Source organism: Bacillus sp. SD088 (genome assembly GCF_017355205.1).
GTDB lineage: Bacteria > Bacillota > Bacilli > Bacillales > Bacillaceae_C > Lederbergia.
Map to the genome: position 1 here is coordinate 37725 of NZ_JADIJK010000003.1, position 20277 is coordinate 58001.

Consider the following 20277-nt stretch of genomic DNA (forward strand, 5'->3'; position numbering starts at 1 on the left):
TGGAGCATGTGTGCTTCACTGATTTTTTACCGTTAAAGGATGGTATTCCATTTTATATTTTTAACACTTCTCCGGTGTTCCTGTCACTTTCGCCGTACGGAAGGACGAGCCACAGCCACAAGAAACAAGGGCATTCGGGTTTTCAATGGTAAAGCCGCCACCCATCATCGACTCTTTATAATCAATCACCGTTCCTGTCACAATTGGCGCCGTTTCCTCATCAATCACAACCGGGACGTCATGGGCAACAAAGAAATGGTCAGATTCTACTTTATCATGATCCAAGCTCATGCCATAAGATAGGCCGCTACATCCACCACCATTGATCGAAAAACGAAAATAAGCATCCGTTTCCTCATTATGCTTCATCATATCCTTAATCTGTAAAGCTGCTGCTTCCGTAAGCGTAATAATTTCACTCATTATTTGCACCCCCATCTATTTGTGCTTCGGTATCCTTTAAGTATATACCTCTTACACGATATTCTCAACCAATGCAATTGGTTTTAAAACATCGGATTTTCTTCAATATATTGGTAAATCGCCTTTACAAGCAATTCTGGCGAGTCTCCCGTCACAACCTCCCCATTAACGAGGGCATACAAAGATTCAGCACACAGATCACAATGATCCAAGCAGCCGTATTCGATTATATCCAAATTGGGATCTTCCTCTAAAATTTGTAATGCTTCATAGCTTCCCATCCCAAGATTACTAATACAAAATTCAATAATCGGATTCACACAATCACCTCATCCACATTATTATCGTACTCGCATTCGTCCCATTAGTCAAAAATCTTATTCAATAGAAAAAATGAGGGGTATTTTTCTCTCTAGAAACTCAGCATGAATGGTTGTATATCAAGCCTGAATTCGGTATACTTTACCGTGGGATTAACCATACATATTAAACGATTCATACTTTGAAACTTGTTATGAAAAGCCTTTATTATGAAGAAACATCTTCAACGATCCTTCTTCGCAATATTATACTCACACAAGTAGCTGGCAAAAGGAGATATTTTTATGAAAAAATTAGTACTACTCGGCGGAGGATATGGTAATATGCGGGTGCTTCGGGAACTGCTTCCTCACAACCTTCCCGAAGATTGGACAGTTACATTAATTGATAAGGTTCCTTACCACTCTATAAAAACAGAGTATTACGCCCTCGCAGCGGGAACGATATCCGATCAAGATGTACGGGTTTCTTTTCCAGAAGAATCGAGGTTAAACGTACAATATGGAGAGGTAACTAATGTTGATCTGGATGAAAAATTGGTGCATGTAGCTCATTCTGAACCCATTTCGTATGAGCAATTAGTGATTGGCCTAGGCTGTGAAGATAAATATCATAATATTCCTGGGGCTGATCTATACACACATAGCATTCAATCAATTGGAAAAGCGCGTGATACATCTCAAACGCTAAATAATTTATCGGCCAATTCTGTCGTCAGCATTGTCGGTGGAGGATTAAGCGGGATTGAACTTGCAAGTGAATTAAGGGAAAGTCGCCCGGATTTGATTATTAAACTTTTTGACCGGGGAAAAACCGTTCTTTCTTCCTTTCCTGAAAGAATTAGTCTCTATGTCCAAAATTGGTTTGCTTCAAATGGGGTCGAAGTCGTTAATGAAGCCAATATTACAAAGGTAGAAGAAGGCATTCTCTATAATAATGATCAACCTGTTTCCGCAGATGTCATTGTCTGGACGGCTGGCATTCAACCAAATAAAATCATTCAATCCATGAATATTGAAAAAGATCGCCAAGGGCGAGCCATTCTCACCCCTTATCATAATATTCCTCAATATGAAGATGTCTATGTTGTAGGAGATTGTGCAAGTCTTCCTCATGCACCAAGTGCACAGCTTGCTGAAGGACAAGCCGAACAAATTGTAGAAATCATGAAAAAGAAATGGAATAATCAGGCATTGCCAGAAGAAATGCCATCAATAAAATTAAAAGGAACACTCGGTTCTTTGGGGAAGAAAAAAGGTTTTGGCATGATGGTAGACAGACCGATTACAGGAAGAATCGCCCGGATTTTAAAATCAGGCGTCCTTTGGATGTACAAATTTCATAAAGGATAATGAGTTTCATTCCCTAGATTTTTTTTCTAAATCTGATTATAATGGTAGGTAGGAAAGGAGTCGATCACAATGAACGAAGAAACAACGTTAGATCAAGTTCAAGTAGTCTTAGATAAATTACGCCCTTTTCTCCTTCGGGATGGTGGCGATTGTGAACTCGTTGATGTAGATGAGGGGATTGTAAAACTCCGCTTGCTTGGTGCATGTGGAACATGTCCAAGTTCGACCATCACTCTAAAAGCCGGCATTGAACGCGCCTTAATTGAGGAAGTACCTGGTATCCTGGAAGTGGAGCAGGTATTTTAAATACAAAAGCACAAGGTTTCCAATACTCTCGACAAGCATATGATCTGAGCTGTTGGCGCCTGAAGCTGGACGAAAAAAGCTTTCTGCGCTGACGTCTGCTTTTACTAGTCAGCGCTAAGCTTATTCATCGATTACCCTTCAAGAACCGGTCATACTCCGGTTCTTTTTTTATGAGTGTTACAGATTTAACCATTCAATCGGGGGCATGTCGCCAATTTGTTGATTGGCTATATGATAAAACTCCTTTAAAAAAAGTTCGTAATTGTGGGCATTACGAATGTATCGATGGAGTTGTTCCTCAAGTTGCTTTTGCGAAGCTTCTGAAGAGCTCAAAAAGTAGTTTTCCACACAAAGAAAATAATGCAGCGGGAATAACAAACGCGCATAGATCAATCTCCATGAGTACCTGGATAGAGGTGCAATCGATTGATATCCCTGCAAAAATTTCGTGAGCAAAGGCTTATACGAGCGCTGATGGAGAAAATAACATTCTCGAACCCACTCCGCAATATCTCTTGCCCGATGATCGAGTACCCAATCAAATGGACTTCGTATTGCTAATTGGTCTGAATCCCATGTACTCTCCTGAAAATTTTGATGGCAAATCGTTCGTTGATCTACCTGTGTAAAAGCTTCATCAAGCTCCGTATCTTTTACATATTGAATCGCATTTTCGCAAATTCCTAAATAATAAGGGAATGATTCTACAAATAATTGATTGAATCGCTCTTCACTTGACTCACGAACAAGTCCTGACCAAACCTTTTCCATTTGCTCTAATCTTTGAATCCAATATTCCTTCCACTGTCCTTCACGATTAAAATGCGTGATAGGGGCTTGCAACTGTTTCCCACGTTCATGGAACCTTGCCAACTGTCTTCCTCGATTTTTCCTCTTGGAGCTATTAACATAATAGTTATGCAACACGACATAATCTTGCTCATTTAATGTCACCAAATACTTTTGGTCGTTACCCGCAACAAATGTTGAAACTTTTTTATCTCCAATCTTTGCCATATGCTCTGACATCTCATATAATTCTAATAACACATCTTCTCCCAATTGGGTCACTTGAATCGTACTATATACGGAACCTTCAACAAGGTAATACACCATATCGCCTATTTGTATGGAGTTTTCGGGGTGGATATTGAAATAATTTCGCAAAATGTCTTCTGACATGCTACATCCCTCTTTTTACCTGATCTATCTTATTTATATGTGCGATCACCCCACTTTATGGGTGTAAGGATAAAAAACATATAGGCCCTTTTAGATTGTAGAAAGGATGTTAAATCATGGACCAAAAGAGAAAAGTTGGAAAAACGGAAGAGACTGCACGACGTTTATTAGAAGAAAGAGGAGTAAAGATTGAAGATATTGCGGAATTGGTGATGTATCTGCAAAAAAAATATCACCCTGATCTTCAAATAGAGGAGTGTACAGATAATATTGAACGAGTTTTGCAAAAAAGAGAAGTACAAAATGCGATTTTAACAGGCATCCAATTGGATAAACTAGCAGAAAAAGGCCTTTTGGATGAACCTTTACAACAAATTATAGCGGATGATGAAAGCTTATATGGCGTGGATGAAATTTTAGCCTTCTCCATCGTGAATGTCTATGGCTCAATTGGCTTTACAAATTATGGCTATATTGACAAACAAAAACCAGGCATTTTAGAAAAATTAAACGATCATTCGACTGGAGCATGTCATACCTTCCTTGATGACATTGTTGGAGCCATCGCCGCAGCCGCCTCAAGTCGATTAGCGCATAGTAGCAAAGGCGAACAATGAACAAAAGCGCAAGCGCCCGTTTAGCGACGTACAAACTTTTTAGGGTTCTGAGAAACACCATGAGCTTGGAAAGCGAATGGATGTTGACTTATCGTAGGAAGAAACCGAAAGTTTGCTAGTCGCTGGGCGCTGGAGCTGGATGTCAAGCCGCAACGTAAACAGTTATCCACATGCCAAGAATTTTATAGTTTCCTAAACGAGAACAAAAGCGCAAGGGCAGCTCCTTGCGCTTTTCTCATTTATTCAAATTTCCAGTCAGCTAAAGAATCAACTACATAGGTAGGCTGGACCATTTTTTCAATTAGCATTTCTCTTGTGGTCACACCTGTATGAACGAGGAGCGTGTCTAAGCCTGCTTGAATCCCCGCTAAGATATCTGTGTCATAATTATCTCCCACCATCAATGTGCTTTCCTTACTTGTCCCTATTTGTGCCAGCGCCTGCTCGACAATAATTGCATGTGGCTTGCCAATAAAAATTGGTTCCGTCTGCGTGGACACTGAAATGACAGAGGTTAAAGCCCCATTTCCAGGAAGAAAGCCGCGTTCAGTTGGCAACGCGATATCTCCATTGGTGGAAATAAATGTCGCGCCATTTCGAACAGCTAAACACGCCTTCGCTAATTTTTCATATGTAATTTCTCGATCCAACCCAATCACAACCGCATCAGCCTTTTCGTCAACCAACTCGAAGCCTTTTTCTGACAATGCTGATTGCAGTCCTTCTCCCCCAATCGCATAAACAGAAGCTCCAGGCTGTTTCTCATGGAGAAAATTCGCTGTCGCCATCGAGGTTGTAAACACTTGATCCGTCCTTGTTTCCAAACCGAAATTTTTTAACACTTGCGCAACCTGTTCCGGACGTTTCGAAGAATTATTCGTTACAAACAAATAAGGAATTCCCTGTTCCTTTAATTTCTCCACAAATTGTAAAGCTTCTTCTATTTTTTCTACACCGCGATACATCGTGCCGTCAAGATCAATTAAATATCCTTGATAATTTTCCAAAATGATAACTCCTTTTCTCCTTGTCCCCCATCATTTTTTAAAAGCAGAGATCGGACCTAATTCATGAACTAAATAATTTCTAATGGCGTTTGGAAAAGCCGCTAATGACTCCCCTTGCTTTACAACATTTTCAATAATCACATTGTGATCCACCACTTCATATTGTTGAACAAGCATTTTTCGACAAGCGATCACCTGTTTAAGGCTATCAGAAACAGTGGCAGTAATGACCCTCTCGTCTGTTAAAATATCAACAATATCTTCATAACTGCCGGGATCCCTCATAATAAATCCATCAATCATCGCATTGCCTGTATCTAATATCGCTTCAATGATCGTATGGGAAATCCGCTCTAACGCAGCTTTTTCAAGATCTGTCTCCCAGTTTTGATGGGATTTCAGCAATTTCAATTGCCCCTCCATAAAGAGGAGACGCTCTTCTATTTTTTCACGATCAACAAAATACATCCCTTTTCCCTCCTGATTGTACTGTTCTTATTTTAGCAGAAGAAAGAAGGAATGGTCCACAGACATTCGGGAAATCTAAGCACAAGAAAACGAAAGGTGGGTGAATGATTTGACAGGGAAAGATCGAGAAAAAGATGAAGTAACAGGAATTCCCTATACAGATGTCTCGAATGCTGAGACACAGGAAAACTTCCTTACTGCAGAGGAATTTCCAGAAGGTGGGTACGGGGCAGCAGAAGGAAAAAATACGCCAGTTGAAAACAAATCAACCCCTTGGAAGAAGGGGCAACGTAAATATAGTGCTTTTAACTATGAATTTAAATCATTGCACCAAAATCTCCCGCGACAATTTCCAGGTGCCCATCCAACCCATGATGATCCTGATACGGATACACAAACACCATACGAAGATAGTGAATGATAAAGGGGAATTGAACGGCAAAATCCCATGCCGTTCTCCCCCCCTTTCTGTGAGTACCGACCGTTTTTTAAACGATGCTGACCATTTGTAATCGAAAGTGTTTTCTCCTCTTTATTTATCCACTTTTTTCAAAACAAAATAAGCACAGCCAAAATTACAGTACTCATACAGATATTCGTATAGGGAATTAATTTTACTCTCGTGAGCCGCTTTTTGATTTCGATCAGAGAAGAATCCTTTTAAGCGCAACTGTCCATATCCCCAATCGCCGACAATAAAATCATATTTCGCTAATATATCGCTAAATCGCTCTTTCACAGCCTCTTCTTGGAACCCATCGCGGAATTCACTAATCAACTCATATTTCCGATTATTCATTATAAGCACGCCTTGTCCCTCCACAATTTAAACTGTCTATCTTAATTATAGCTTAATCCCCAACAATTACTAAGTAAAAAATATATTTTCTGAGCACGCTAATAGGAGAGGTTCAAAAAAGTCCGGTAAAAATGACACTACGAGATATAGGTTCTTCGACTATGTAGCGACACGTCCTATGGGCAACACGGAAGTCAGAACATCCTGTACAAGTCCGCTACTTGGAGAAGAAAACCACTTTTCCTTCGTACGATGCGAAACTTTCCTTTGTATTGGACGTTAGCAATGACATTAGTGTAGTCGCCGACTCGGTCTTTTTTATCCTCCTTTTTGAACATACACTAATAAATAAGGAGGTGTTGAAATGAAAGCAAAATGGCCAATCATCCTTTTAACTGCGACCCTTGCAGCCTGTGGAAGTAATAATATTGCTGAAAATGACGATTTCTATCCAAAAAGTGGAAATTCAATCAATTCAGATGAGCAGGCAGATATTTATAATGAGGAAACCTCCGATGACCAATTTGGCTTTGTTCGTCAGGTGAAAAATCCAACACCAGCTAATCAAAATGATACAAAAACGATTCAATGGATGGATCGTGAAAAAGCAGCCCTTCATATTAGTGAAATACTTGTTGTCTTGCCTCATGTATCAGATGCTAGTGTCATTGTAACAGATCAAGAGGTCTTGGTCGCTTATACAACTGATGCAGATGATGAAAAAGGGCGGTTTGAAATAGCTGACCAGGTGAAAAAATCCGTTTTAAATTATGTGCCAAGATGGTATCACGTGTATGTAACAGATGATCCGACATTACGACAAGATGTTGAGAATATCGGTTCGATGACAACACAATCGCCTAATAAAGACCGTTCAGTCAAAATGGTGATCGAGCATATGCTTGAACGTTCTCCTCAAGGACGAACAATGGGTGAAGGTGAAAATGCCAATGGCGAAAAAACTGGCGAAACCAATGACTATATAGAAAAGACAAAATATAAACAACAAAACGATCGTGACCTTAAATAGCAATGAATTCATCTGGGGGAGCTCTCTCCCCTAGCAACAAGATGAAAGGAGGGCATCATTTGAAAAAGCTATTCCCCTGGCTCCTTATCTTCCTTTGTTTTTTTGGTATGAAAGAAGGTAAAGCAAAGGAGCTAAGTCAGGATGAAATCTATCAGCAAAGAATGGATGTATACAAAAAGATCGAAGCTCTTACATCTACCCCTTGGTATTATCTAGCAGCTGTTGACCAATTCGAAAGAAGTATTCGGGATGTCCGAGATGATTTACCTGATCCACCGGCGATTATCGGCTATTATCTTCCACCTGAACAGTGGTCAGGTCCTCTTAATCCTAATCCAAAAGATACCAATCCATACACCATTGAACTTTTCGGCGGCATCGGGAAAGATGGGAATGGGGACGGAAAAATCGATCAGTCCAATGGCGAAGATTTACTATATACATTGGCACAGTTTTTGCGTGAATATGGAGAAGATGATCAATCCTTCCGACTAGCGCTTTGGGATTATTATGAACGAGATCAAACAGTTCGTTCGATAATGGCAAATGCTAAAATTTACCGGACCATGGGCAAAGTTGATTTAAGTGAGAAAGCTTTTCCTCTTCCAAGGAGCTATAACTACACCTATAAAAATACATGGGGGGATCGTCGTGGGTGGGGCGGACGAAGAATTCATGAAGGAACGGATATCTTTGCTGGATATGGGACTCCTGTACGCGCGGTTGCTTACGGCGTAGTCGAATTAAAAGGATGGAATAAATATGGAGGCTGGCGCATCGGGATTCGCGATTTAAATAATACGTACCATTACTATGCTCATCTAAATGGCTACTCCAAGGATTTAAAGATTGGGAATGTCGTGAAGCCTGGTGATGTAATCGGAAGCGTTGGAAGCTCAGGCTATGGACCGCCTGGAACGTCCGGAAAGTTTCCCCCTCATCTTCATTTTGGTATGTACAAAGATAATGGTATTCGCGAATGGTCCTTTGATCCTTATCCTCATTTAAAAATATGGGAACGCTACGAGTATAAAAAGCAATAGAGGAGTTTGGATATTGATTTCCAACTCCTCTTGCCTTTGATACTTTATTTCACTCTGCGGGTTTCGATTCTGGCAAGTTAATCGAAGGATTCACCCCTTGCCCATTATAAAATTGGGGAACATCCCCTTGATAATATCCCATTGCAATCGGGACATCCTGTTTGACTACAGCTGTTTCCGTACCAAATGGGATAATAATCTGCACATTGACCTCTACCGCAACAATAACGGTAATAAAAATATTATTAATCGGATAATGCTCAACCTTGTGCTCTGCATTAGTCTGGACATTCCCTACCGCAGAGAAACGGATGGGAACCTTTGGGCCTAAATTACCTAATAGTGCATTATTGGTTGCTTGCCCAAGTGGGAATGAATAAGAGATGCCCTCTTCTTCATTCAATTTGTCATAATCAATTTCCACCCCAGTATCCATTTCTAATGGTTCTAAGTTGCCTCTCTCCGCCTCGTTTAGATTTAATTGTATCTCCTTGGACAATTCTGATTGAATCTGATTAATCACATCTGTCCGATATTGAACGGTTGTCCGACCGCTACCATCTGGAACCATTTCCGTCACTTCTGATAGATCCTTCACTTCAGGTAGCACATCTTTGACAGCTTTTGTGACAACCATGGGTGCAATTTTTCCAGTTTGGGTCTCCGCATAACTGATTAAAGTTGGTTTCATCCCTTTATTCACAATCCATAATCCCAATAATGTCGAGAAAACAAAGAAAACAAATGACAGCAGTAAAACATATCGAAAGGGTAATGGACCCCGTTGCCTATGTTTTGCATGGAATCGAGCCAAAAGAATCCCTCCTCTCATCAAATATATGCAGAAGAGGAAGGATTTAGCGCAAATGCATTTAATTTTTAAATTGCGAGTTCAAAATGGAGGACAAATAGGACCAAGTCAGCTGAAAACAAACAAAAAATTCGAAGTGGTATTTTTACTGGACTTTTTGAACATCTATTTCAAGCAATTTAACTCATTTTTAACAAAGCATCTTTTCCAATCATCCCAGCTGTAATTCCCAATGCTTCTGCTTCCACTGTAACGGATTCTAATGGAGCATGCAGTAATTGATCAATCGTCTTAACTCCCACTGCACGCCCAGCGATTATTTTTCGATCCACTAATTTTTCATTTAGTAAACCAACATCCAGTGCCCCGCACATGATATACCCCTTTTCATTCGAAATCGTCAACAAGGTGGTTTTTGGCAGTGACACAGATGTAGCGATAAAAGTCTTGCCATCAATCATTAATGGCTCAATTGACACCATATTTATCACCCCTTCTCATAGTTATATGTATGAGAAAAGCATGAATTAGTTGAACCCAAAACACGAGTTATCTACTATGAAATCCATCAAACCCCTTTAATTTCCAAGCCATGATATCACGTAAAAATTCCGGCATAAAATAAGTTTTATCAGGAGAACGTTTTATTCCAGGAAAGTATTTTCCGAATGTAAATAAATCCACAGTCCCTAGCTTATACGTTCGCTCTGAATCAAGTGGTTCTCCGTTAATTTGAACCTGGAGCTCCTCTTTATCCACTTCAATTCCACGATACACAAATTTCCCCATTACCTTTCCTCGAAAACCGAGTCCAATCACTTCAACCTCTGGCCAATCTTCTCTTTCAGCTTCCAAAATAATCTCCTTTAGCTCTGCTCCTGAGAGCTCGACTGTACAAGGGTTAATCGGATGGGGAAGCATTTGATGCAGATGGAATTTCGTCACCCTACCCTTTTTTAAATCTGTTAAAATTAAACCAGAGTTAATAATCGTACATTCTGCCTCACACCACTCATGGACAGCATTACAAAGCAATAAAGCAAGTTGAGATGTGTCCTTCCATGAATAGAAAAGCGGCTCCTTAATCACCGTAACGGTCTCAGCTAATTGTGCTTTGCCAACATCCATATAGTGTTGAATAACCTTCTCTTCCTCCTGCACAGCTGACAGTAAATGAGACTCAAATAGCTTCGCTTTGAACACTGGAAGAGTTTGTGCCTTGGGATCAGCATGAAGTTGGACATATCCAACGAAACGGCCATATTTACCAGCCGCCGCCATCATCGTGTTGTTCATTTTTTCCCCTTCCATAAAAAAATGGTGAGTATGAGACCCTAAAATCAAATCAATTTGGGGAAATAATTGCGTTAGCTTCTGATCCTCATGAATCCCTAAATGCGATAGAACGATTAGGATATCAGCCTCTTCCTTCATCCGATTGAATTGTATTTCCAGTTCAGTAAAAGGTTCCGTCATCTCCCAACCAAGTAGATTGTATAAATTCTGATAATAGGTCGTGACAGCCGTGACACCAATTTTTGTCCCTTTTCTTGTTTGATAGATTTTATAAGGCAGACACCACTCCGGTCGAATCTGTCCAGGCTCATATAAATTGGCGACCAGTACATCAAACTGCGCTTCTCGGTATAGGTCATCCAAATTTTCATGAGCGAATGTAATCCCCTCATTATTGCCAATCGTCACGGCATGATACCCAGTCTCATTTAACAATTCAGTATTCCCTTTACCTCTTGTCCCTTCTGTGAAAGGATGCCAGCGATCGGAGAAATCACCAATATCAAATAGAAAAACTTCCTCTCCAGCCGCCTTATGTAACTGTTGTTTCTCTAGCAAAAACGATTGAATTCTCGGCCAATAGTCAAAATGGCTATGTAAATCATTTGTATGGTATATATGAATCCTTTCAATCATTCATTCACTTCCTAGCTCCGCTTAAAAATAATTACTAAAAACTATAGCAAAAAATGAGGAAAATGGAAAGATAAGTGCTAGCGCCTGTTCTAACCATCTTAGATCGCCAATAGACTATAGTAGGCTGGAAGAAAAGATGGTGAACAGAATAATGGAAGAAACACAGCATTTTTTTATAACAGGTATGCACTGTGCTGCGTGTGCGACAAGGATCGAAAAAGTCGTCTCTAAAATAGAAGGAGTGCAAGACATCCATGTTAATCTTGCAACGGAAAAGGGACGTGTGACCTTTCATAAAAAACGGACAAACCTTAATGAAATCTTCGATAAAATCCGCAAAATCGGTTTTGATGCAAAAGTAATAGACAAGCTCTCTACAGAAGGTAATCCATACAAAAACATCCAAACACTACAGCGGAGATTTTTTCTATCTGCCTTCCTAACGATTCCTTTAGCTTGGGCGATGTTCGATCATTTTACATGGACTCCGTTTATTCATGCTCCCGCCTTCCTAATGGAGCCCTTAATACAATTGATTCTCACCATTCCAATCCAATTTGTCATTGGCTTTCCCTTTTATGAGCGGGCTTGGAAGGCTATTAAAAGCGGACATGCAAATATGGATGTATTAGTTGTTTTAAGTACATCGACCGCGTTTTTCTATAGCCATTATTTGACATTTACAACCTTACACTCATCCATGCCTCCTCCTGTCTTATATTTTGAAACAAGTGCATTTATTATCACCTTCATATTATTAGGGAAGTTGCTTGAAGCAAAGACAAAATTAAAAACGACCGAATCCCTTAAAAAGCTGTATCAATTACAAACAAAAACAGCTACTCTATATGAAAATGGTAGAGAATCCACTTCGCCGATTCATCGACTTGTCCCTGGAGATATTTTAATTATTAAACCAGGTGAAAAAATACCGATTGATGGTGAAGTGATAATGGGCTCAACGATGATCGATGAATCCTTGTTAACTGGAGAAAGTATTCCTATTGAGAAAACCATCGGTGATTCTGTTTATGCTGGAACGATCAATCAACACGGCTTAGTAAGAGTGAAAGTAACAAAAATAGATAGTGAAACGACATTATCTCAGATCATTCAAATTGTCGAGGAAGCGCAGGGCTCTAAAGCACCCATCCAACAGACGGCTGATAAAATAACCGCTGTTTTTGTACCAATTGTGTTAATTATCGCGCTAACAACATTTATAGGCTGGTACTTATTTTTGCAGCCAGATCAATTGGGAGTTGCCTTAGAAAAAACTATCGCGGTCTTAATTATTGCTTGCCCATGCGCACTGGGACTGGCTACGCCTACTTCCGTGATGGTTGGAAGTGGACGGGCTGCCCAAATGGGGATTTTATTTAAGGAAGGGAAAATTCTAGAAGGATTAGGCAAATGCCGCACGATCATTTTTGATAAAACAGGTACCTTGACGAAAGGAAAGCCATATGTAACAGACATGCGTATTGATCCTCGACAGAAAGAAGAAGTATTGAGTTTTATCGGAGCAGTGGAACAAGGATTTAATCATCCAATTGCGAAAACCATTGTCGATAAGGTACAAACGATACTCCCCTCTGTTCCTGTCGCTGAGCAAGTACAAACAATTCCAGGACATGGCGTAGAAGCGACCGTTCTTGGGAAAAAGGTAATGATCGTCAACCCTGCCTATCGACTTCACTCATTATCCTCAAAACAAAGACAACAAGTGCACGAGCTGGAAGCAGAGGGAAAAACCGTGATGATCGCTTGGATAAATGCTCGTTTTGCCGGTATCATCGCGGTAGCAGATGAAATAAGAAGCTCCTCTGCCCCTGCTATTTCGGATTTAAAGCAATTGGGGCTAAAGCCAATGTTATTAACGGGAGATAATCAATATACTGGCATGGCGGTTGCCAAACAAGTTGGCATCCAAAAGCTGCAAACAGATGTCAGCCCCATGGATAAAGCTCGCATCATTCAGAATCTACAAAAAAAGGGAGAAAAAGTCATTATGGTTGGAGATGGTATGAATGATGCACCTGCTCTCGCTGTTGCAGATATCGGGGTGGCCATTGGTAGTGGATCAGAAATCGCCATTGAATCCGGAGATGTCACCATCATCCAAGGAGACCTCCGCCGTCTCGTCAGCGCCATTCACATTAGTAAAAAAACAATGACAAACATTAAACAAAACTTTCTCTGGGCCTTTCTCTATAATATTATCATGATCCCATTTGCCATGCTTGGTCTTTTAGCCCCCTGGCTAGCAGGTGCCGCTATGGCCTTCAGCTCTGTATCTGTCGTATTAAATGCCTTAAGATTAAAAAAGCTCAAACTGCATGCATAGAACCAGACATCGACTTTCTATACGGGATTAAAGACCGGCTATACAGGTTTAAAACTCAACTATAAGGGTTTATTTTCCTCTATACGTGATTAAAGTCCGACTATTCGGGTTTAAAACTCAACTATAAGGGTTTATTCCTCTATACGTGATTAAAGACCGACTATACGAGTTTAAAACTCAACTATAAGGGTTTATTTTCCTCTATACGTGATTAAAGACCGACTATACGAGTTTAAAACTCAATTATAAGGATTTTATTCCTCTATACGTGATTAAAGTCCGACTATTCGGGTTTAAAACTCAACTATAAGGGGTTTATTCCTCTATACGTGATTAAAGACCGACTATTCGGGTTTAAAACTCAACTATAAGGGTTTATTCCTCTATACGTGATTAAAGACCGGCTATACAGGTTTAAAACTCAACTATAAGGGTTTATTCCTCTATACGTGATTAAAGACCGGCTATACAGGTTTAAAACTCAACTATAAGGGTTTATTTTCCTCTATACGTGATTAAAGACCGACTATACGAGTTTAAAACTCAACTATAAGGATTTATTCCTCTATACGTGATTAAAGACCGACTATTCGGGTTTAAAACTCAACTATAAGGGTTTATTTTCCTCTATACATGATTAAAGACCGACTATTCAAGATATAAAGCTCCGCTATTCGGATTTAAAGCTAAAAACCGTCTGTCTGGATCATCCAGACAGACGGTTTAGTTTTTACCAGGGTATACTCATGAGCGTTTAACGAAAACATAATAAATCATGAATGCCAAAAGACTGCAAATAAAAATGGTCACTGCCATTGGCACGGCTGTCTGATCGCCTGCAATACCAACAAGCGGAGAAACAAGCGCACCTCCACCAAATGGAAGAATACCAAGAAACGCGGACGCACTTCCTGCAACCTCACCTTGACGTTGCATGCCCAGTGAGAAACTTGTAGTGTTCACAATCCCCACACTCGAAACAATTAGAAACAACGCAAATAGCAATATCCATAAGGAAAGTGAAAACAAGACAGACAAGATCAAGAGCAAACTCCCTATAAAGGAGCACAGCACACCCCATTGCAATAAACGGGCTTCTTCAATTTTATCAGCCAATCTTCCTGTAATTTGTGCTGCCAGGATAATCCCTACCCCATTAATAGCAAACATGATCGAAAATTGCTGTGGAGTAAACCCGTAAAGATTTTGCAATACAAATGGTGAACCCGAAATATAGGCAAACATGCTCATTGTTACAAAGGCCTGAGCTAATGCGATTCCCATAAATACTCTATCTTTTAACAAGACATGGAATGTTTGAACCGTCTCCAACATCCCACCCTGTCTTCGGTTCGCTTTAGGTAATGTCTCTGGTAGCGTAAACGTCACCGCAAAAAATATTAAAAGGCCAATCGCAAACAAAATGACAAAAACTGCTCGCCAGGATAACCAATTCAACACGGCGCCACCAAATAACGGTGCTAAAATCGGAGCAGCCCCATTCACAAGTGCCAGAAGTGCAATGAATTTCGTTAAGTCTTTACCTGTATACATGTCTCTGGAAGAAGCACGGGCAATGACGATTCCTGCTGCAGCGGAGAAGCCTTGAACAAAGCGTAAACCAATAAAAATCCAAATATTAGCACTATATGCACAAAGTAGCGAGGCTACAACATAAATAGTCAAGGTAACAAGCAACGGGCGCTTTCTCCCCTTGATATCACTTAACGGACCAAATATCAATTGCCCCATTGCCAAGCCGATTAAACAGGCCGTTATACTTAACTGGCCAAACGACGCACTTGTTTGAAAGTCTTCTGTCACCGTTGGAAGCGCCGGTAAATACATATCCATCGATAACGGCCCAAAAGCCGTAAGCAACCCTAAAATCAGCACCATCCAAGCTTTATTGAATGGTTTAGATGTCGGCTGATGATCGATTGCTCGATTCATTTCAATCATACTAAACAAGTCCTCCCTATATACAAAATCACCTATACACCCCTCACCTAATGATTCGCACATGCAAGCGTCACGGTAATGAGTGTAAGCCAATTGTTATGTGACACTCAAACATTATAACATGCGAGAGACTTGCCACTCATTAGAGAGAATTGTGACAAGCACATAGACTATCAGCTTGTATATCACAATAAAAGCCCTACAAAGCAATAAGAAAGACTTAACTTAAAACAAACCATCAATACTCTCGATTTACGATATAATTCATTAAATGTTTCAAAAAAGTAGTTTGCTGTGGGAATTTCTGCAGTGATTCAATGGCAAAGGAATAATGATCCCACATTGCCTTTTTCGCCTCATCTATCCCAAGAACGGACACAAATGTCGAGCGATTATTTTCCGCATCTTTTAATAGGGGCTTGCCAAGTATCGCGGAATCGCCTTCCACATCAAGCAAATCATCCTTAATTTGAAAAGCAAGACCTGCATGATAGGCGAATTTTTTCAAAGCAGCCATTCCCTCTTCCTCCTTGCCAGCAAGAATGGCGGGCATAATGAGAGAAGCTTCAAAAGCGATTCCTGTTTTGTAAAAACAGATGGTACGCAATTCTTCTAGCGTTAATTCCTGCCCTTTAGTATCGAGATCCATTGCCTGTCCTTTACACATTTCTGTTGTCATCTTGGCAGAATAGCCAATCAACCGCAGTACCGTTTGCGGATCGAATCCCTCAAGCGAGGTTTGTTCCTCCACAGCTTTTTGAGTGAGAAAAAGACCACTTAGTTCTCCAATAGCATGGTTATACACCTCATGAACGGTTTGCCGTCCCCTGCGGATTGACGCATTATCCTGTGATGGCAAATCATCAAAAATCAACGAGGCCGTATGCATATATTCCAATGATTTTAGAAGCGGCATAATAGCAGTCTGATCAAGACCATATTCGTTTACAGCCATTACCCATGTCATAATGGATCTTAGCCGCTTGCCGTCTCCTTGCAGGCTATAGTTGCAAGCTTCTACTATAGATTCCTTGATAGCAGAATCCTGCTCATCCTCTGTAATAAGCAGATTGTCATTCATTTGATGCCTGACAGACTTAACCGTAGCGATAAACTCCTCCTGCTCCCTTTTTTCCTGTTGTAAATCTGCTATCATATGATCCCTGAGGAGTTTATCAAAAAAATCCACATCCTTGGCATTTTTGACCATATATTGAATCAATTCATTGAATTCTGGAATACCAGCTGCAAAAATATCCATAACTTCCTTGTATTTTTCAGCCCCAATTCGCACCTTATAGCGTTGCAAACCATTAATGGCTCTGTCTAAAATCACTTCACATGTTTTTTGGTCTGAACCATATAATTCATGGATTAAATAGGAAATTACTGCCCAATACATTTCAAACGGGTTGACCAAATCCGGGCGCTTATCATGATATTTCAAGTAATAGGTATACGGTGTCACTCCACCCTGCTTCATATCCTCAAACATATCCGCAAAATCATCTGCAAGCTGGTTGTAGATTCCATAATAAAAAGTTCTGCTGTCAATGCCTTCATCTTCTGCAGCACGAATGATCGACCGGACAATGAGTCGGGAGGAAGCAGCTTTCACAATTACAGGGATATAAAGCTCCTCATTCGTGTAATGACCATAGGAAAGATCCTTGGTCCTATCCACTTCCTGCGCTTTAAAGAACACATATGATTGCCCAAGGAAAGTATCTCTAGTGTCTGCTTCCTGGTGGTCCCTAATATATAGAAAGGCCTCTCGAAGTTCGCTATGGATATATTCAATCAGTTCCTTATTCTTACCTATCCATTCTCCCAGATCAGGGACTACTCCAGTAATCAGCGTTGTACGAATTAACTCAGAGTATTGCCTTTCCTCATTAGGGGATAATATCTTGGCATCGAGAAGATCATCAATAAAAGGGTAGGTCAATCCATAAGAATATCCCAAACGGATTGCTTTTTCGAGTCGCTCTGTCCGTTCTTCGAGCAACACCTCATCTTCCATTTCCTCTATGACCTGCATCACGACCCCAGTAATGATCTTTATCAGTTTTCGCTGTGCTTCAGTTGCATCCATCCCAGCCGGAATTTTGGAGGAAACCTTTTTTAATTTCTCCATCACCCAAATTAGAGTGGATTCCAAGCCCTCCTTTTGAGCAAAACGATACAACCCTGCCATGCTGAAAATTTCCTCTTCCTGAACAGTGATGTCCGGCAAAATCAGCTGCCTTTTCAGCCTCTTAATAGAACGTTGAACACGATGTTGGATATTAGGAGAATCCAACGCTTTTCCAAGATCACGCATGAAGATATAAGAAATACTGCGATCCAGATAATCATCCAGCTTTCCTGTTCGATTCATCCACCCTATATATTGATGATAATCATGTCTTTCTGGATTTTTCTTCCAGCCCATAAAAAAAGGGGAAATGGAAAAACGAGGAAGATGATCTTTCTTCCATAAATGAAAGTCTTCTGTCAAAACAGGGATATAGGAGTAGTGGGAGACTTGTTCATTTAGTATGTTAAAATAATCAGCAGCTTTCTGTTGAGCATGTAGATAACCCGTATCGCTGTCTTTCCTTAGATGATCATTCATTCAGCTCATTCCCTCTGTGTAAGATTGGTTATCTCTATATGGTTTCATGGCAATCAGTAAAACGAACAATTCATTGTTTAAAAACAGCATGCTTATTAACCAAAAGACTAAAATAGCAACATGAAGTAACTGCCTAAATAAATCAGCTAGTCTTAATAAACTGCCTTGGCAAAATGTACTTTACGAAAACATTCCTGCAAATGGATAGATATCTTGAAATAATTGGTAGTATAGCTATTTAAATTTTTCTAAAAAAGAAACAGGTTGCAGGTAATCATAACCATTTCTTTCTAATTCTGCTACACAAATCGTAAGCAAAAGCTTCTGCTCTGCAAACGAAGTAGCACTTAAAAGATTGTTTTTTTAAAAAAACATCATTTCCCTCTAGATTATACTAACCTCTACTTCAATGACTTTATTTTGAAGGGATAAAGGTAACTGTAAAACGAAGATTTTTAAGAACTTGTTGAAATTCTTGTGATTCTAATGTGAGCTTTTTCATCAATAAAACTCCTATCGAACCCTATATTTAATATTCATTATACAATAAAAACACTACGAGTAGGCAAACCCCTGGTCAGTTGCTCTATACATTCAGGTATCCTTTTATTAACCTCACTGTTGATAGCGTGACAAGACCGTCTTTTGATGAAAACAGTCAATCCACTTGGACGTTGAGCCAACATCTACAGCTCCACCTTCCAAATTTTTTTAACGTAAAGTGAAATAACGTTTCCTCCAGAGAATGATAGTCGTCACCGTCAACCACCAATATACAGAGCCGTATAATATACGCTGAACTAATCCTCCTGGAATATCTGCAAAAACTGGCTGTAAAAATAAAATAAAAAGTGATGTCGCAGTCACCACGGTACAAACAATCGTCCACCATGCTAAATAAGGCAATTCTTTATAGGTAACTTTACTAATTAGAATCATAGCAGGAATCTGTACTATCATCCCTGGAAGTGCACTTAGTGTATGCCAATAAAAATGAGCATCAGCAGGAATGATTCCTGAAATGCCATAGCTTATTCCAAAAATACAAATACAAACTGTTGCTATTGTAGAAGCGCGAGTTTTCGGCCATAAACGATAGAGTAAAATGGCACCTATAAAAATCGCTAAGCCTGTTAGAAAAAACGTCCAATTCATCAGCCAATGATATGGTGAGCAAATGTCGTATTGGGCAAGTACATACGTGTCTGTTCCACAAGTAGTTACTCCAAGATCACTCATCGGTTGTTTAAGAAAGTTATAGGGAGCGGTGGTTGCGCGAATAACAATTGCTTCTATCATAAAATACCCACTTAATGCAATCCAACAAATAAAGCCAATTATAACAGGCTGCTTATTCAATTTACGGCATAAAGAGAGTGCTGATCCAGAAACAATTGCGACAAGTATCATTAGTACCTCATGGAACCAATCATACATTCTATTCACCTTCCCCCCGTTTTTCTCACCCATCCTTGCTATGTCAAATCCATCATTCTAATAAAATTGCCAATGCATAATTTTATGTATATTACATATTTTATTTAATAAATTAATGCGGTTTGCTGCTTGCTTTTATTATCAAAATCAAAGAAATAAAGAAGCCGTTGTCTATAATTTGAATGGGTGCGGCTTCTAAGTCGCACCCATTCTATGCATTCAACTCTGTTATAAATATATGAATTCCTCATTCAGCTAACTCTCCCCTGCTTTACACTTCCAACTGATAAGATGTTACTTATTTTAAATGTTCTAAACTGGCGTTTAGTGTAGCAGTATGCTTTTATCGTTGTTTGTGATATAGCTAATACCTTAATAGTCCGTTGAGATATTTTATTGTCCCGGTCAATGTAAATGATCTGTATAGGAGTTCTGTTGTCACAAGCTCTTTTCAAAAAATTAACCACACCAACCACTCCGAACGTTTGTTTTTATACATTATATACGAACGTGCATTCTTTGTTCAAGTGGTAAAATATGCTTAAAAGGCCTGGTTCCAGTGTTCACTATACAGTGGTAAAATAATCCAAATCATGTATATATGCTGTATAATTGCATTAATA

General features: G+C 39.7%; 19 protein-coding genes. 7 read left to right on the forward strand and 12 right to left on the reverse strand.

The genetic code is table 11. From position 1 onward, the window contains the following. Positions 1 to 60: 60 nt before the first annotated feature. Positions 61 to 423, reverse strand: a complete 363-nt coding sequence (locus IPU53_RS03200) for a HesB/IscA family protein (RefSeq protein ID WP_207447604.1) — start codon at positions 421 to 423, stop codon at positions 61 to 63. Between the two features lie 83 nt (positions 424 to 506). Continuing rightward, the gene (locus IPU53_RS03205; protein ID WP_207447606.1) at positions 507 to 743 is read right to left on the reverse strand and encodes a YuzB family protein; all 237 of its coding nucleotides are present in this window, start codon (positions 741 to 743) and stop codon (positions 507 to 509) included. Positions 744 to 1028: 285 nt separating this feature from the next. On the opposite strand from IPU53_RS03205, the gene IPU53_RS03210 reads away from it, so the two are divergent. Continuing rightward, positions 1029 to 2096, forward strand: a complete 1068-nt coding sequence (locus tag IPU53_RS03210) for an NAD(P)/FAD-dependent oxidoreductase (RefSeq protein WP_207447608.1) — start codon at positions 1029 to 1031, stop codon at positions 2094 to 2096. Positions 2097 to 2165: 69 nt separating this feature from the next. Continuing rightward, positions 2166 to 2402 (forward strand): NifU family protein, encoded by a 237-nt coding sequence (locus IPU53_RS03215; RefSeq protein ID WP_207447610.1) that lies wholly within the window; start codon positions 2166 to 2168, stop codon positions 2400 to 2402. Positions 2403 to 2579: 177 nt separating this feature from the next. Here IPU53_RS03215 and yutH read toward each other — a convergent pair whose 3' ends face one another. Then, positions 2580 to 3584: a spore coat putative kinase YutH gene (gene yutH, locus IPU53_RS03220; protein WP_207447612.1), complete on the reverse strand. Its 1005-nt coding sequence runs from the start codon at positions 3582 to 3584 to the stop codon at positions 2580 to 2582. Positions 3585 to 3700: 116 nt separating this feature from the next. On the opposite strand from yutH, the gene IPU53_RS03225 reads away from it, so the two are divergent. After that, positions 3701 to 4201 carry a phosphatidylglycerophosphatase A family protein gene (locus IPU53_RS03225; protein WP_207447614.1) on the forward strand — a complete coding sequence of 167 codons (501 nt, stop codon included), beginning with the start codon at positions 3701 to 3703 and terminating at the stop codon, positions 4199 to 4201. A 239-nt stretch (positions 4202 to 4440) separates the two neighbouring features. On the opposite strand, the gene IPU53_RS03230 is transcribed toward IPU53_RS03225, so the two are convergent. Both IPU53_RS03230 and IPU53_RS03235 read right to left on the reverse strand, forming a co-directional pair. Then, positions 4441 to 5208, reverse strand: coding sequence for a TIGR01457 family HAD-type hydrolase (locus tag IPU53_RS03230; protein WP_207447616.1), 768 nt, complete (start codon positions 5206 to 5208; stop codon positions 4441 to 4443). A 30-nt stretch (positions 5209 to 5238) separates the two neighbouring features. Continuing rightward, entirely contained in the window at positions 5239 to 5676 is a 438-nt protein-coding gene (locus IPU53_RS03235) for a DUF86 domain-containing protein (RefSeq protein WP_207447618.1), read from the reverse strand. Between the two features lie 109 nt (positions 5677 to 5785). Between IPU53_RS03235 and IPU53_RS03240 the strand changes: the two genes are divergently transcribed. Continuing rightward, on the forward strand, positions 5786 to 6097 hold the full coding sequence (locus IPU53_RS03240) for a cytosolic protein (protein ID WP_242698041.1): 312 nt from the start codon (positions 5786 to 5788) through the stop codon (positions 6095 to 6097). A gap of 111 nt (positions 6098 to 6208) precedes the next feature. Here the strand turns inward: IPU53_RS03240 and IPU53_RS03245 are convergent, their stop codons facing one another. Beyond that, the gene (locus IPU53_RS03245) at positions 6209 to 6475 is read right to left on the reverse strand and encodes a YutD family protein (RefSeq protein WP_242698042.1); all 267 of its coding nucleotides are present in this window, start codon (positions 6473 to 6475) and stop codon (positions 6209 to 6211) included. A 364-nt stretch (positions 6476 to 6839) separates the two neighbouring features. Here IPU53_RS03245 and IPU53_RS03250 point away from each other — a divergent pair, with 364 nt between their 5' ends. Both IPU53_RS03250 and IPU53_RS03255 read left to right on the forward strand, forming a co-directional pair. Further along, positions 6840 to 7505: a YhcN/YlaJ family sporulation lipoprotein gene (locus IPU53_RS03250; protein ID WP_207447622.1), complete on the forward strand. Its 666-nt coding sequence runs from the start codon at positions 6840 to 6842 to the stop codon at positions 7503 to 7505. A gap of 41 nt (positions 7506 to 7546) precedes the next feature. After that, positions 7547 to 8548 (forward strand): M23 family metallopeptidase, encoded by a 1002-nt coding sequence (locus IPU53_RS03255; protein ID WP_207448058.1) that lies wholly within the window; start codon positions 7547 to 7549, stop codon positions 8546 to 8548. A 49-nt stretch (positions 8549 to 8597) separates the two neighbouring features. Here the strand turns inward: IPU53_RS03255 and yunB are convergent, their stop codons facing one another. The 3 genes from yunB to IPU53_RS03270 form a co-directional block, all read right to left on the reverse strand. Beyond that, on the reverse strand, positions 8598 to 9362 hold the full coding sequence (gene yunB / locus IPU53_RS03260; protein ID WP_207447631.1) for a sporulation protein YunB: 765 nt from the start codon (positions 9360 to 9362) through the stop codon (positions 8598 to 8600). Positions 9363 to 9538: 176 nt separating this feature from the next. Continuing rightward, positions 9539 to 9841, reverse strand: coding sequence for a YunC family protein (locus tag IPU53_RS03265; RefSeq protein ID WP_207447633.1), 303 nt, complete (start codon positions 9839 to 9841; stop codon positions 9539 to 9541). A gap of 67 nt (positions 9842 to 9908) precedes the next feature. Beyond that, positions 9909 to 11291, reverse strand: coding sequence for a bifunctional metallophosphatase/5'-nucleotidase (locus tag IPU53_RS03270; RefSeq protein WP_207447634.1), 1383 nt, complete (start codon positions 11289 to 11291; stop codon positions 9909 to 9911). A gap of 136 nt (positions 11292 to 11427) precedes the next feature. On the opposite strand from IPU53_RS03270, the gene IPU53_RS03275 reads away from it, so the two are divergent. After that, positions 11428 to 13638, forward strand: a complete 2211-nt coding sequence (locus IPU53_RS03275; protein WP_242698043.1) for a heavy metal translocating P-type ATPase — start codon at positions 11428 to 11430, stop codon at positions 13636 to 13638. 744 nt (positions 13639 to 14382) lie between these two features. On the opposite strand, the gene IPU53_RS03280 is transcribed toward IPU53_RS03275, so the two are convergent. The 3 genes from IPU53_RS03280 to IPU53_RS03290 form a co-directional block, all read right to left on the reverse strand. Further along, entirely contained in the window at positions 14383 to 15600 is a 1218-nt protein-coding gene (locus IPU53_RS03280; RefSeq protein ID WP_242698044.1) for a multidrug effflux MFS transporter, read from the reverse strand. Positions 15601 to 15838: 238 nt separating this feature from the next. After that, on the reverse strand, positions 15839 to 18217 hold the full coding sequence (locus IPU53_RS03285) for a polyprenyl synthetase family protein (RefSeq protein ID WP_207447636.1): 2379 nt from the start codon (positions 18215 to 18217) through the stop codon (positions 15839 to 15841). 711 nt (positions 18218 to 18928) lie between these two features. Continuing rightward, complete coding sequence (locus IPU53_RS03290) at positions 18929 to 19654, reverse strand: DUF998 domain-containing protein (RefSeq protein ID WP_207447637.1); 726 nt, start codon at positions 19652 to 19654, stop codon at positions 18929 to 18931. Positions 19655 to 20277 lie beyond the last annotated feature (623 nt).